The organism is Exiguobacterium sp. PFWT01 (assembly GCF_018255795.1).
In the GTDB taxonomy this organism is placed as follows: Bacteria; Bacillota; Bacilli; order Exiguobacteriales; family Exiguobacteriaceae; genus Exiguobacterium.
The window spans coordinates 338957-354120 of record NZ_CP073755.1 but is presented as its reverse complement, the minus strand read 5'-3'; the positions used below and the strand labels follow the sequence as shown (position 1 = coordinate 354120).

The window sequence follows — 15164 nt, the reverse complement described above, 5'->3', positions numbered from 1 at the left end:
CGCCTCCCCCTTACGTGATTGACGTATCGGCTCATCCCACTTCACGGCTACTAATTTGTGCGAACAGGTGAAGTTGACGACTTAAAATTTTCGTTTCGTCAAATTTTTCTTCGACCACTTCGCGACCACGTTGCCCGAATGAATAACACTGTTCAGGATGTTCAATGAACCAGCGCATCGCCAAGGTCAGCGCCTCAGGTCGACCGACCGGAACGAGAAAGCCGGTTTCCCCATCTGTGACCTCTTCTCGACAGCCACGGATATCGGTAGCGATGACAGGTAATCCGGATGCCATGGCTTCGAGAATGGAGCGTGGCAATCCTTCACGATAAGAGGGAAGTAAAAAGACGTCGTGTGCTGCAAATAATGAAGGGGTATCCCGAACGAATCCGGCGTAGTGAATCTGTGGATTTTTGGCTAAGTGCGCCTCGACTTGTTTCGCCGTCTCTTGATCACGTTCACTCGTCATCAACTCTCCAGCGATGGTCAACGTCGCGTTCGGATAGCGTTTCGTCAGTTCATCGAATGCCTGGAGTAAATCCAGGATTCCTTTTTCTTGAACGAGCCGTCCTACGAACAGAAACTTTAAACGTTCTGGGGAAATGTGTTTCTCTGTCGGATAAAATCGAGTCAAATCGATTCCGTTTCCGAGATGCATCAATCGTTCGTCTTCTTTGAAATGCCTTGTTTTGGCGAGTGAGTAATCTTCCTCGCTTTGAAGTAACAACCAATCGGTCGCCAATGCCGCGAGTGATTTTTCTAACCAGAAGACGAGTTCGTATGCGATTCGACCCATTCGTTCATGAAAGTAGAATCCATGTGCCGTATAGAGAATATGTGGTGTCCTGGCAATGCGGGCCGCGACTCGTCCTAATGCTGCGGCCACCGGGGTGTGAACATGGATGGCATCATATTTTTCACGACGCAATAGCCTCACCAACTCTTGAATGGTCTGCAGGTTACGCTTCGGGCTAAACTTTCGATCAATCGGCAACGTATGAATGACCCAGCCTTCGTCCCGAAGCCGATCCGTCCGATCACCGTAAGCGCACGCGACGTCGACTTCGTGCCCTTCCGCCTTGAGCGACTCAATGAGAGGACGTAGCAACACATCCGCCGTCATATCGACAGCGCAGAACTGGAGAATTTTTAAAGGCGCCATAAGTGCACCTCCTCCGGCTTCATCGCACGATCGAGCATGCCTTTCAAGTCAATGACGATACCACGGCCTAACTTCAGCTGACGTTTCGCAATCGTCCAACCCTCTTGAACGAATTCATCGTGAGACACGGCATAGATGACGACGTCCGCTGGTTTTAAGTCACAGTATGATTTGACGTCGATTCCATATTCACGTCGTACCTCTTCCGGATCGACGAGCGGGTCACACACCTGCACTTCTAAGCCGAACTCCTCGACCTCTCGAATCAAGGAAGCCACTTTCGAATTGCGAATATCACTGACGTTCTCTTTGAAGGACATCCCGAGGACTGTCACGCGCGCTCCAAGAATGGCCATGTTTTGGCTAATCATCGTTTTAATCAGTGATGTGGCGACGAAACGTCCCATCGTCTCGTTGATTCGACGACCTGCTAAAATCACTTCTGGATGATAACCGAGCATCTCAGACTTCATCGTCAAATAGAATGGGTCGACACCGATACAATGTCCACCGACTAGACCTGGTCGGAAGTTTAGGAAGTTCCACTTCGTCCCGGCAGCCTCTAACACCTCGAGCGTATCGATGTTCATGCGATCGAAGATGATGGCCAATTCATTCATCAACGCGATGTTCAAATCGCGCTGTGTATTTTCGATCACTTTGGCCGCCTCAGCCACTTTAATCGAGGAGGCGCGATGGACGCCGGCGTCGACTACCGTCTCATAAACAGCCGCTACCACGTCGAGTGTTTCTTCATCCTCGGCAGCCACGACTTTTTTGATTGTGCGGAACGTATGCTCACGGTCGCCCGGATTGATTCGTTCTGGAGAGTAGCCGACTTTAAAATCGATCCCGGCCCGGAGACCTGAAGTTTTTTCAAGTAAGGGGATACACTCTTCCTCTGTCAGTCCCGGATAGACCGTAGATTCGTATACGACAATCGTGCCCGGTCTTAAATGCGCCCCAACAGCACGAGTCGCGCTACAAATCGGTCCTAGATCTGGTTGATTTTGATCATTGATGGGTGTCGGCACAGCCACGATAATGAAATCCGCCTCTCCAAGTTTGGCGACATCCGTCGTATATAAGACCGCTGCTTGCTCAAGGTCTACTGATTCAACCTCTCGCGTGCTGTCGAGATGAAGGGTAAGCTCATTGATACGCGTTTCATTGATGTCTACTCCGATGACGTCTCCTACGCCACCTAGCGCAACAGCGACAGGGAGTCCGACATATCCTAGTCCGACTACAGCTACGTGACGATTGGCAATGGTTTTTCGTGTTGTACGTGATTCTGAGATGAGTTTATCCATGTCCATCTGCCTCCTGAGATTCGGAATTATGCGGTTTTATCAATCACAATGACTTTTCCATTCGGTCCCCGAGGAATTGATTGCACGGGGGTCAACGTAATCACGACCTCTTTACCGAACAGTAGTTCAAGCTCGCTCCTCATAATCTCTTCATGTTCTGGCTTGAAGCGTTCCAGATCCGGGACGTATTTTAGTTCGATATGATACAAATCATGTTGTCGATACTGCGTTTGGATAACCGAGTTGGGTAATACTCGGACAACGGTCGTCAAATCTCCTTCGTAGATTTTTTGTTTGTTCGGAGTGAGTACATAATTGCTTTCGCGTCCCTCAATGGAAGTGACGAACGTTCCTCCCTGTCCACAAGCACATGTCCCTTCTCCAATTTTCATCCGATCGCCAATCCGGTAACGAACGAGCGGTGTCCCATGGGTCGTAAAGCTCGTCACTAAAATTTCCTCGTGATCCCCATACGACTCGATCACGCCTGTTTCATGGTGGAGATGCATATTGCCATGGATACATTCCGTTAAAATCGGCGCGCCTTCAGAAGACGCGTACTGATCAAAGACCGGGGCATTAAACGCCTCTTCTAAGATGGCTCTTCCTTGAGGCGTAATCGTTTCGGCAGTCGGAAAAATAGCCAGTAATTGAAATTCAAGTGGAACCTGATTTTCTTTGATGTATTTCGCGATTTCAATCATGGCAGACGGTGCACTGTCTAATACGACTGGCTTGAATCGATTTAATGCGTCGATGTAATGAGGGATGGTCTGAGGATTGACATGATAGAGCGAGAACAGCAGTTGATTGAGCGGTCGATTGTAGCGCCAAAATACAGGTTTTTCTTGATTCGGATTACAAATTTTCCGTCCTGTGAAACTCGCTCGTTTCATTCCTCTGACAAACCCGTGCTGTGCTTTGAAAAAGTCAACGTGGGCCATACGTCTTTGATAGTCTTCTTTCGTAAAATGAACTTGTAGGGACGTCCCTGTCGTTCCACCGGTCCGTCCAAGAATGTCTGTTTTGATGTTCGAGTGGATGTCCGGATTTTTACGAACTGTTTCTTTTTCGAGGATCGGGATGCGCTTCAACTCTTCCATCGATTGGAGGGGAAGAACAATCTCGTTTTCTTCAAACAGTTTTTGATAATATGCATTGTGCATCGCACAAAATTCGAGAAACGCATTGAGTCGCTTCAATTGATCGGCTGCGACAAGTACCCCATCTTTTGGACGATTGGCTAAAACGACTAACTCACGCTCATATGTGCGTCCGTACCGTTCTTGCCATAGTTTCATTCCATATAATGTCGTCATCCATTGTTGTAATCGAATCGGTGATTTCATGTATAAATCACGAAGCGCAAACCCTGTCATGGTGTAGTCTCCTCTCGCTAAGTGTAGAGTCGTTTCACGACTCGGACTTTTCCGTTCTTTTCTTTCTTGATGCTTTTCACATCTCGTAAAAGAACTTTCATTCGTGAAGTAAACAGACGCTCGACTTCTTTTTGGAGCGCGACTTCATGTTCAGGCTCAAATCGTGCTTCATCCTTCACGTACAGCATCTCAATCTCGTCTATTTTGTGTTGCAACACTTGAATCTGAATAATAGAGTTCGGCAGCACGCCAACCGCTGCGGTCAAATCTCCTTCAAACACCTTATAGCCTTCCGGCGTCTCAACATAGTTCATTTGACGACCATCGATTGACTCGATAATGGTGTCCTGTCGTCCACATGGACACATCGCTTCACTGAGGGTCATCCGATCGCCAATGCGGTAGCGAATCAGCGGTGTTCCGTGCGTCGTGAAACTGGTGACGAGCGCCTCTCCAAATGCATCCGTTTCGATGATTCCCATCTCAGGACGTAAGTGCATCTTCCCGCACTCACACTCCGTAACGATAGGAGCCCCTTCCGAAGAAGCATATTGATCGTAAACCGGCGCTTGGAACATCTCTTCTAACAACAAGCGTCCGGATGGTGTGAGCGTCTCCGAGGTCGGAAATAAAGCCACCGGTCGGAACGATAACGTCTTTTGATGGGTTTTCAAATATTTTGCGATTTCAATCATATCGGAAGGTGAACCGTCGAGTGCGGCCGGTTGAAATTCGTTCAACGAATCGATGTAGTGTGGAATCGTTGTCGGATTCGAATGCACGACCGAGTAGAGCATTTGCTTCATCGGGGCATTGTACCGCCAATACACCGCATTTTTTTGATTACCTGGACAAATCATCCGTCCTGTAAAACTAGCTCGCTTCATCCCACGGCGAAAACCATGTTGTTCTTTAAAAAAATCGAGATGCGCCATTCGCATTTGATAATCGTATTCGGTGAAACGAACCTGAATCGATTTCCCCGTCGTCCCGCCCGTCATGCCGATGATCGGGGCATGAAGGTCAGAAAAGATGGTCTCATCCGTTCGAAGCGTCTCTTTCTCTAAAGGAGGGATCCGCTTAAAGTCTTCTAAGCTCTTTAAGGGTAAGGTAACCCCGTGTTTTTTGAAGAGTCGTTGATAGTACACGTTGTGTTGATTACAAAACTGTAGGAATTGATTCAAATGATTGAGTTTTGCATCAGGTGACGCTTCATTTGGAGCACGTCTCAGTCGCTCCAATTCCTGCTCATAATACTGACCGTATCGCTCCCGATATAACTTGATTCCATATAAGGAAACCAGCCAATTTTGGAGGCGAATCGGTGAGTGTGCATAAATCCGATCCTGTAAAATCCCCATTACTCGATGCCCTCCTTCAACACTTGATGATAGGCGATGTACCAGTCGATAAACGCGTTTACGCCATCGCGAATCGACGTCTGTGGTTGAAAGTCAATCGATTCATACAAAGAGGAGGAATCGGCAAAACTCGCGGGTACATCTCCCGCCTGAAGTGGTAACAAGCGGAGGATGGCCTTTTTCCCGACTCGCTCTTCGATCGTCCGAATAAAGTCCATCAAAGATACCGGTTGCTGATTTCCAATGTTATAGACACGAAACGGAACGTCACTCCGGTCAGGTAGAGGATGTTCATAGTCAAACTCCTCATCTGCCAACGGTGCGATATCCATAAGTCGGACAATCGACTCGATGATGTCGTCGATGTATGTGAAATCTCGTTCCATCTCACCGTAGTTGTAGACGTCGATTGGCTCGCCTTTTAAAATCGCCTCCGTAAATTTGTATAGTGCCATATCGGGGCGTCCCCATGGCCCATAGACGCTGAAGAATCGCAAGCCTGTCGTTTTCAGACCGAACAAATGGCTGTACGTATGAGCCATCAACTCATTCGCCTTCTTCGAAGCCGCATACAAGGATAGCGGATGATCGACCGGGTGTTGTTCGGAAAATGGCATCGCCTGATTCGAACCGTAAACCGAGCTCGATGAGGCATAAATCAACTGTTCTACTGGATAGGAACGACAAGCCTCCAAGATGTTCAAGAAACCAACGATGTTGGATTGAATATAGGCATCCGGATTTTCTAAGCTGTAGCGTACACCGGCCTGAGCCGCCAAATTGACCACGATTTGAGGTTGGGTTTTTTCAAAGACACGCGTGATCGCCATCTTATTTTCTAGGGCATCACGATAGAGTTTGAAACGAGGATGCGTCAACACATGAAGTCTTGATTCTTTTAATCTCGGGTCGTAATAGTCATTGACCACATCGATTCCGATGACATGATGTCCTTCTTTTAGCAACCGTCGAGCCAGATGAAAACCGATGAACCCGGCCACTCCTGTCACGAGAACTGTTTTTTTCATAACGACTTCCTCCTTTGCGTTGACTCGTTGACTCGCATCCGTACCGGTTCGATTTGTGGCGCAAAAATACTCTCCATCACTTCTTCTGGCAGTTCGTTATTTGCGACAAACAACAAGAAAGACGTGAGACCGTTCGATTGATCAAGTAGATATTCAATCGTTTTTAAAATTGGATCGACCGATTTAAATGGTCTTGTACACCCGACGAAAATCTTTTCATATACTTGATTCGTATGTTCGCTCGTCGCAAGCAGTTCTTCGAACAATTTTTCACCAGGACGAATGCCACTGAACTGAATCGGGATTTGCTCGAGGGTGAAGCCGCTTAGCGTAATCATCCGTTTCGCGAGATCGACGATTTTGACGGGATTTCCCATATCCAGTACGAACACTTCGCCGCCGTTTGCGCGCACGCTCGCTTGAATGACGAGGCGACTCGCTTCCGGGATGGTCATAAAGTATCGGGTCATCTCTGGATGCGTCACCGTAATCGGTCCGCCCCGCTGAATTTGTTCTTTAAAGAGCGGAACGACGGAGCCACGACTTCCTAAAACGTTGCCGAAACGAACGACCGAGAATGTCGTTTCACTATGTCGTGCCTGCTGTTGGACGATCATTTCTGCTACTCGTTTCGTGGCACCCATCACGTTCGTCGGATTGACCGCCTTATCCGTAGAGATCATGACGAACCGCTTCACTTCAAAGAAATCGGCGGCTTCGACCATATTCTTCGTTCCGTAAATATTGTTTTTCACTGCCTCTCTCGGATTGTCTTCCATGAGCGGAACGTGCTTGTGAGCTGCCGCATGATAGACAACGTCCGGACGATACTGATCAAACACTTCCGTCACCCGCGCCCGGTCTTGGACGTCACCGATGACGGGACAAATCTCTGTATCAGACCCGAGTAAGCGGAGTTCGCGATCGATTGCATATATGCTATTCTCGCCATGTCCAAACAGGATGAGTTTGCCAGGATTGAATTTCATCAATTGACGGCAAAGCTCTGAACCAATCGAGCCTCCTGCACCGGAGATGAAAATGGTTAATCCACTCAACGTTTGAGAAATCTCCGAAACATCGAGCTGAACCGGTTCACGGCCGAGCAAATCTTCGATGGCCACTTCTCGAATCTCATTTAATGAGACTTTTCCGGATGCGAGTTCCGCAAGCATTGGCAATGCATGGGATTCAACGCCTGTTTTCTCGATTCGTTTCAAAAGTTGGACCCGATCTCCGTAAGGAAGAGAAGGAATGGCCAACACAACCACTTCGATATCCAATTCTTCAATTTTTCGTTCCAGTAAATCGATTGAACCGATGACCGGTGTCCCGTGAATGTAGAGACGGTGAAGCATTGGATTATCATCCAACACCCCGACCACATGTAGCACATTCGTTCGATGTTCTTTCAGTTCTTTAATAATTTTTTGACCCGATTCCCCACCACCGATGACCAAGGTAGCTTTTCCATTCGACACCGGTGCGTGAAATTGGAAAAACGATCGTGTCCTAGCGACGAGTCGGATAAATAACATGCCGTTAAATGCGAGTAAGCTTTGAATAAAAATCGCTTGATAGGAAAAGCCATCCAATAATACGTATGATGCGAATAAGACGAACGTGTCACTCATGACCAACACAATCGCCAGTAATTGCAATTCACGCATCGATCCGTATCGCCAGTCGATTCGGTATACCCGAGTCACCCATCCTAAAATGAGAAGAACGAGCGTCTTCAATCCGAGGATCGTGATCAAATCTAGCGGGTCAGATGTTACCGTCGGATCATTTGCAAAGAATAGGTCAAACGTCACGAAAATCGCGAGCCCTGCAATCGTGATATCGAGTAACATCAAGAGCGCATTTTTTCGATCAATGGGAGACCGAACAGTTGGAGTACTCATCCTTTCACCACCTTCCATCCCAATCAGCTTCGAGTTGATGCTAGATAAGTACCCGTTCAAGATTCACAATCCAAAAGAAAAGAATAGCTTTTTGATACGAATGACATTTCGTCATGAAACGGTTTAACAAATGTGTAATGAGTTTTTACTTTCTTTTGTGAATATTTTTAATTTATATGGGTATTATGGGAAGTAGAAGGTAGGACATTTGGATTATTTTCACTTTGAGATTTTGCGAATGTCGCATTCTCCCAAAGTAGTCAATCGATTCAGGTTCCTCCCTTTTCATATCTCGTCACCGGACACATATTCTAGCTTTCCTTCAGGACCACCATTGTTTAACCACACCATGACCTTTGAAGCCACGACTTGCTTCTGAAAAGGAGAGACATCACGATGAAACGATGGACAGAGCAACAGATCCTCTCATGCCTAAGACAAGCAGCGAATGAACTTGAAGAATTTGACACAAAACAGTACACACTATGGGCCCGAAACAAAGACGTCCCCTCCCTATCGACCGTGATTTACAAATTTGGTTCTTGGCGGGAAGCCGTTCAAGCGGCGGAGATTAAGATGTTGTATCGCTATTATTCAGATGAAGATATTTTGACGGCACTGATTGAGGCATCAGAAGAACTTGAACTCTTCACGAGCCAAACGTATCGTGCCTGGGCAAAAATCTCGCAAGCCCCTTCTTTGACGCTGATCAGCAGCCGGTTCGGTTCGTGGTCGAATGCGTTACGTGAAGCCAAGCTTCAAACGACAACGGTACGGAACAATGAAGAACGGATCATTCAAGCCTTGATTGAAGCCTCCGAAAAGTTAGAGCGTCTCACGTCCCAACATTACGCCGTTTGGGCACAGGAAAAAGGCTATCCGACGGTAGCGACAATCGCTCGCAAATACGGATCATGGAGCTATGCGCTATTTGTCTTGGATATCGCTCCTCCGAAACGTAAATGGGATGAGGAAGATGTCATTGATGCCTTGCAGTTAGCCAAAACAGAGCTACCACATTTTAGTATCCTCCACTACCGGAAATGGGCTGAAGGTCGAAATGTTCCAAGTACATCGACAATCAATGCCTTATTCGGAAGCTGGACGGCTGCTTTAAAATGTATGGAGGAACAAAAAGTAAAACAGTAATCCATACAGATGAACTCATACAAAAAGCGCCGACTCTTTTCGAGTCGACGCTTTTTTCATGTGACGATCGCAATGTATAGCGGGATTCCAACTAACAGGTTGAACGGGAACGTGACAGCAAGCGAAAGGGTTAAATAAAACGATGGTTTCGCTTCTGGGACCGAGGCTTGTAACATGGCGGGAGCGGCGATATACGATCCACTCGCTGCGAGTGTCATCAAGAGAATCGTTCCGCCGTCAGATAAATTGGCGATTCCCGCTGCAATAAAGCCGACAAGCGCCCCGACTAACGGAAACACCATCCCCATCATCATAAATTTCAGTCCATATGACGGGACCGTTTTCAATTGCTGTCCGACTTTTACCCCTAGACCTAATAAGAAAAGGAGTAACACGCCTGGGAACAAGTCGACGAAAAATGGTTTGAGCGGTGTGGCGTCTGGTGTCACCAGTCCAACAATCAGACCTGCAAACATCAAGAGGATGCTTTTCGAGAACAAACTCTCCCGTAGCACAGATAGAGAGTTCGCCTTCCCTGACGTAGCCGTGATTCCCATCACGTGTGTCTGATTATACAGCAGTAACGCCACAATCAGGCCGGGGATTTCAAGGACGACGACTAGTGTTGTCATGAACGGCTCGTACGCAATCCCGAGACGCTCGAGCTGTGTCGACGCGGCCACATAGGTGACGAGTGACACCGAGCCGAACGTCGCAGCCATGGCAATTCGCTCAGGGAATGAGAATTTGAACATTCCTCCGACATAGAATGCGAGAAGCGGTAGCAAAATCCCAATCAACAGCGTCACGGTCAGCGGTAATGCGATGTCTTCAAAAGATACCGAGGCGAGTCCCATGCCTCCCTTCAGTCCGATAGCAAGCAGTAAGTAAATATTGAGCGTCGTACTCAATGAATCCGGGATCTTTAAGTTTGATTTTCCGACTGCGGCGATGACGCCCGTCACAAACAGTAGTACCGGGGCGCTCGTCAATAAAAATAAAAACAATTCCATACATCTTCCTCCTTGGCGACAAAAAAGCGCACACCTAAAGAAGGCGTGCGCTGTATGCCGACGGCTCGAATAATCGCTCCGTCAGGCCGACAACTGTCGGTTTATTGAATTGGTCAGTAGCTCCGTCATAAGATTTCGAAAGCACGCTTCATCATGACTCGTCCAGTCGCTCCTATATACGTCTCTGCCTATCATTTTAAAAAGTCGCCGTTTCGTTGTCAATCGGTTTGATCCCAAGGGGCATCTAGTCGGAACACGATGAGACGCTCCCCTGTTTTCGTACTGATGTCCGTATGGAGCGAGACAATCGAACGACCGAGTACTTGCCCGACAATCGTTTCGAGTTGACTCCGTCCTGATTCGACGAGATTGTTGCGGTATTTCTTCAATTGCTCGCGACCTGACGACTTAGTAGCCAAGTCATACTCGGCCGGCGTCAACACGCCTTGGAGTGTGACGATGGCGAGGTCTCGAAGCAGGTCTGCCTTACACGTCAATGACCCGCGACCCAAATATTCTTTTTCCCATTGGGTAATCCGAGCGCTCAGTTCCATTTCCAGCTGACCCTTTTTCCGCATTTACTTCACGAATCCAATCATCATCTCACGAAGAATCTTAGCTGCTGCGATGGCTGTCATGTCTGACTGATCGTATGCTGGTGACACTTCGACAAGGTCGGCACCGATGATGTCGAGGTCTGCGTTCGCAATGGCATGTACCGCTTCGAGCAATTCTTTCGTTGAGATGCCGCCGATTTCTTGCGTCCCTGTCCCTGGTGCCGCTGACGGGTCGAGGACGTCGATGTCGATCGTGACGTATACTTTTTTACCAGCGAGTGTCGGTAAGACACGCTTGAGTGGTTCGATCACTTCAAATTGATGCATGTTGTAGCCGACTTCACGAGCCCACTCAAACTCTTCTTTCATCCCTGAACGGATTCCGAACGAATAGCAGTTCGATGGTCCGATCAAGTTTGCCGCTTTTTTGAGCGGAGTCGAGTGTGAGAGCGGCTCGCCTTCATACTCATCTCGAAGGTCCGTGTGCGCATCCAAGTGGAGGATAACAAAATCGTTGCCGTACACGTCGTGCATCGCTTTGATGATCGGCCATGTGACAAGGTGTTCGCCACCCATGCCGAGTGGGAACTTACCTGCTTTGACGACATCTTTGACGAACGCCTCGATCATATCGAGCGACTTCGGTGCGTTCCCGAATGGAAGCGGGATATCGCCTGCATCGTACACCGCGGCATCAGCCAAGTCACCGTCTAAATACGGGCTGTATTCCTCGAGTCCAATCGATACTTCACGAATCCGGTTCGGACCGAAACGCGAACCTGGACGGAAGCTGACTGTCCAGTCCATCGGCATCCCGTAAAGAACCGTCTTCGCCTCTGTCACCTCTGGGAGGCTGGCGATAAACACTTTACCTGAGTAGGCTTCATCGAAACGCTTAATCATTTTGTTAAGTCCTCCACGAATTTCGGAAGAACGAACGCTGCATTGTGAAGCTTCGGCGTATAGTACTTCGTTTCGATGTCATGGAAACGCTCCGCTGATACTTGTTCCGGATCGTATTTCTTCGAACCGATTGTGAACGTCCACATGCCGCTCGGGTACGTCGGTACGTTTGCTGTGTACAATTTCGTGATTGGGAAGATTTCCTTCACGTCACGTTGAACCGTTTGAATCAGTTCTGGTGTGAACCATGGGTTATCCGTTTGAGCCACAAAGATGCCATCCTCTTTGAGCGCCTTTGAAATCCCTGCATAGAACCCTTTTGTGAAGAGGTTGGCTGCTGGTCCGACCGGTTCAGTCGAGTCGACCATAATGACGTCGTACTCGTTTTCTGACTTCGCGATATGCATGAATCCGTCACCGACGATGACTTCAACACGCGGGTTATCGAGCTCACCCGCAATATTTGGTAAGTATTTCTTCGAATATTCAATAACTTTCCCGTCGATATCTACGAGAACCGCTTTTTCTACTGATGGGTGTTTCATAATTTCACGGATGACACCGCCGTCTCCCCCACCGACTACGAGCACATGCTTCGGATTCGGGTGTGTAAAGAGTGGGACGTGTGCGACCATCTCGTGATAGACGAATTCGTCCTTATCCGTCGTCATGACCATCCCGTCAAGTAACAACATCGTTCCGAACTCGTCCGTTTCGACCATCTCTAGTCGTTGAAACTCCGTTTGTTCGCTCTCATAAACGTGGTTTACACGGAACGTAATCCCGTAATCTTCTGTTTGGTGCTCCGTAAACCATAATTTTAATTTTTGGTCCATCGATAGAACCCCTTTCTGTTCAAAAAGTTGTTCGTATGCGAGTGGCGTTTTGAGGCGCTTCTTAATCATACGATAGGAAGTATACAAAACCTGTACCCATTTTGCACGATTTTTTTGATGAATGTCTCCGGAATGTGAGTTTTTTGTGAGATACGACCGATATACTGAATGAACCAATTCTGTATCGAAAGGTGGAATAGTATGTGGTCACCCTGCGCTTCTTGTAACATAACCATCCCTTTGATTGCTCAAGGGACACTCGTCACAACATTAAAAGAATACCCCTATACATCGTTTGATGAACTAGATGTACTTCTCTCGCAAGCGGAGGGAACGGTATACTGTGTCGATTCTGCATCAAACGGTCAGACCCCGCCGCTTGAGGTCGAAGTGTTAAAGGATCAGCTTGCCAATCGGCACATCATTGAACAGATTCAGCATGGCACGTTCGAGAGTCACCTCCAGCCAATCATCTTCCTCGATTCTACGGAAACATTCGGGTATGAGGCACTCCTCCGTAGCGGCGCCAACATCTCGCCCTATGATTTATTCCGGACGGCAAATCGTTTCGGTCTTCATTCAAAGCTCGATCAACGCGCCCGCGCGGAAGCAATCAAAGCGACATTTGAAGCCGTCGCCCCTCACCAAAAGACATTCATCAACTTCTTACCCTCGACGATTTACAACCCGGACTATTGTCTCCAGCACACGTTCGATATTATCGACCGATATGACCTCAGCCCGGACCGTTTTATCTTTGAGGTCGTAGAGACGGAGAAGGTACATGACGTCGACCATCTACAACACGTGTTTTCAACATATAAAAAGCGGGGGATGAAAGTCGCGCTAGACGATGTCGGGGCAGGCTTCTCAACCATCGACATGTTGAAGCGACTCGAACCGGACTATGTCAAAATTGACCGTTCCTATATCTCGTTTTGTGATGAAGACGCTGAAAAACGCGCTTTCCTCAGACAAGTGCGTGCGTTAACCCACTCGATGGGGATCACTCTTCTTGCTGAGGGCGTAGAACGTATGGAAGAGGCAGATGTCTGTCGTGAGCTCGGATTCGATTTAGCGCAAGGATATTTCTTCGGAAAACCGGCTCCTGCTAATCAATACAAGATTGAAATCGCATAAGTCATCACGTTCAAAAGCACAGGAATCGACCTCGTCGACATCCTGTGTTTTTTCATTTACCGGTCCCTTATGATCACTTCCTTATTGTTTCATCTACTTTTAGGTTTCGTTCAGAGATGTTCAGGAGATAGCATATTATAGAAGGTTGACGGGAGCGAAAGAGGTGGATATGTAGATGAAATCATGGATTGTCAGTGGCTATGCAATCGTACTAGGAATCATCATCGGTTTAGTAAGTTGGCTTTTCTTGTCCGTCGTTTATAAAGGGATTCACGTTGTATGGCATACGGTACCTGAGCAATTTGATATTCCGTTTTATCTGTTTCTCGTACCGGTCATCGCTGGTGTAAGCATCGGTCTGTTGCAACGTCGGTATGGGCAAATGCCTCGTCTCATGCCAGAAGTGATGGAAGAACGAAAAGATACCGGTCGTATCGACTATCGCTTGATTGGATTCACAACATTGACCGCCCTCCTCGTTCTCATCGGAGGTGCAAGCCTCGGTCCTGAGGCCGCGCTCGTCGGCATCGTCGGCGGACTCACGACATGGTTCTCCGAGCGAATCCGCTATGTTCGTCAAGAGTTAGGTGAATTACAAGAAGTCGGTCATGCCGTCGTGCTCGGGATTGTCTTCAACGCGCCACTATTTGGTGCGATTGCGGCTGAGGAGAACGAGCAGAAGAAACAACCGATGCTAAATCTGCTGGCGACACTCGCTGGGATTGGAACGTTTTATTTATTGAACCAACTGGACGAGCGTCCACCATTCATTATCAAATTTCCGGAGCTGGAAGCAATTCAACTCAATTGGACCGTCATCTTGATCGTCCTGAGCGGCATTCTTCTCGGCTGGCTTTACTTAATCAGTGAGCATGCCATGATGCAACTCTTTTCGAACGTCCCCATCTTGTTGCTAACCACGCTCGGTGGAGTCGGAATCGGTGGGATGGCGCTCTTGTACCCGGACCTTCTCTTCTCCGGAGAAGAAACCATCCTTGAGTATATCGACGAGTGGCGTCTGATTCCGCTCTACACCCTTCTTTTGTTTAGTGTACTGAAACTGCTCTTTACCGCATTCTGTTTAGCGACCGGTTGGCGTGGCGGGCACATCTATCCTCTTCTTTTTTCTTCATTCACGCTCGGTTACTTTTTCAGTTTACTGTTTGACATCGATATGACGTTTTCCGTCGTCTTGACGACGAGCGCCTTACTCGCGACGGCGATGCGACAACCGTTGGCCATCATCGTATTACTCGTTCTCTTTTTCCCGCCGAATAGTTGGCTCTATGTATTCGCAGTCGTTGCGATTGTCTCAAAAATTCCGCTCCCTTCGTTCATTCACGCGCCAACGAAACCTTGATTTTAGATATGAAAAAAAGGGTAAGAGATGAATAGTTATGCACTCTCTCGAAAGGA

General features: G+C 47.9%; 13 protein-coding genes. 3 read left to right on the top strand and 10 right to left on the bottom strand.

Annotated elements, in window-relative coordinates; genetic code table 11:
* Positions 1 to 31: 31 nt before the first annotated feature.
* From KD909_RS02000 to KD909_RS01975, 6 genes are read right to left on the bottom strand one after another with little or no spacing between them, the layout of a single operon-like run.
* Positions 32 to 1162 (bottom strand): glycosyltransferase family 4 protein, encoded by a 1131-nt coding sequence (locus tag KD909_RS02000; RefSeq protein WP_211782206.1) that lies wholly within the window; start codon positions 1160 to 1162, stop codon positions 32 to 34.
* Entirely contained in the window at positions 1150 to 2475 is a 1326-nt protein-coding gene (locus tag KD909_RS01995; protein ID WP_211782205.1) for a nucleotide sugar dehydrogenase, read from the bottom strand. Before KD909_RS01995 ends, KD909_RS02000 begins: the two co-directional genes overlap by 13 nt.
* A 26-nt stretch (positions 2476 to 2501) precedes the next feature.
* Positions 2502 to 3854: a phenylacetate--CoA ligase family protein gene (locus tag KD909_RS01990; RefSeq protein WP_211782204.1), complete on the bottom strand. Its 1353-nt coding sequence runs from the start codon at positions 3852 to 3854 to the stop codon at positions 2502 to 2504.
* 17 nt (positions 3855 to 3871) lie between these two features.
* On the bottom strand, positions 3872 to 5215 hold the full coding sequence (locus KD909_RS01985) for a phenylacetate--CoA ligase family protein (RefSeq protein ID WP_211782203.1): 1344 nt from the start codon (positions 5213 to 5215) through the stop codon (positions 3872 to 3874).
* Complete coding sequence (locus KD909_RS01980; protein ID WP_211782202.1) at positions 5215 to 6243, bottom strand: NAD-dependent epimerase; 1029 nt, start codon at positions 6241 to 6243, stop codon at positions 5215 to 5217. Before KD909_RS01980 ends, KD909_RS01985 begins: the two co-directional genes overlap by 1 nt.
* A complete protein-coding gene (locus tag KD909_RS01975; RefSeq protein WP_211782201.1) occupies positions 6240 to 8150 on the bottom strand; it encodes a polysaccharide biosynthesis protein in 1911 nt (636 codons plus the stop codon). The genes KD909_RS01980 and KD909_RS01975 overlap by 4 nt, the downstream gene beginning before the upstream one ends.
* Before the next feature lie 396 nt (positions 8151 to 8546).
* Here KD909_RS01975 and KD909_RS01970 point away from each other — a divergent pair, with 396 nt between their 5' ends.
* Positions 8547 to 9299, top strand: coding sequence for a homing endonuclease associated repeat-containing protein (locus tag KD909_RS01970; RefSeq protein WP_012727425.1), 753 nt, complete (start codon positions 8547 to 8549; stop codon positions 9297 to 9299).
* A 56-nt stretch (positions 9300 to 9355) separates the two neighbouring features.
* Here the strand turns inward: KD909_RS01970 and KD909_RS01965 are convergent, their stop codons facing one another.
* From KD909_RS01965 to speE, 4 genes are all read right to left on the bottom strand, one after another.
* Positions 9356 to 10312 (bottom strand): sodium-dependent bicarbonate transport family permease, encoded by a 957-nt coding sequence (locus KD909_RS01965; RefSeq protein ID WP_012727426.1) that lies wholly within the window; start codon positions 10310 to 10312, stop codon positions 9356 to 9358.
* A gap of 218 nt (positions 10313 to 10530) precedes the next feature.
* Positions 10531 to 10890, bottom strand: coding sequence for a Na-translocating system protein MpsC family protein (locus KD909_RS01960; protein ID WP_031422162.1), 360 nt, complete (start codon positions 10888 to 10890; stop codon positions 10531 to 10533).
* Positions 10891 to 11772 (bottom strand): agmatinase, encoded by an 882-nt coding sequence (speB, locus tag KD909_RS01955; protein WP_012727428.1) that lies wholly within the window; start codon positions 11770 to 11772, stop codon positions 10891 to 10893. It lies immediately after the preceding gene.
* Positions 11769 to 12608, bottom strand: coding sequence for a polyamine aminopropyltransferase (gene speE, locus KD909_RS01950; protein ID WP_012727429.1), 840 nt, complete (start codon positions 12606 to 12608; stop codon positions 11769 to 11771). The genes speB and speE overlap by 4 nt, the downstream gene beginning before the upstream one ends.
* A 201-nt stretch (positions 12609 to 12809) precedes the next feature.
* On the opposite strand from speE, the gene KD909_RS01945 reads away from it, so the two are divergent.
* A complete protein-coding gene (locus KD909_RS01945) occupies positions 12810 to 13748 on the top strand; it encodes an EAL domain-containing protein (protein ID WP_211782200.1) in 939 nt (312 codons plus the stop codon).
* A 175-nt stretch (positions 13749 to 13923) separates the two neighbouring features.
* Positions 13924 to 15108, top strand: coding sequence for a chloride channel protein (locus tag KD909_RS01940; RefSeq protein ID WP_211782199.1), 1185 nt, complete (start codon positions 13924 to 13926; stop codon positions 15106 to 15108).
* The last annotated feature ends 56 nt before the right edge of the window (positions 15109 to 15164 follow it).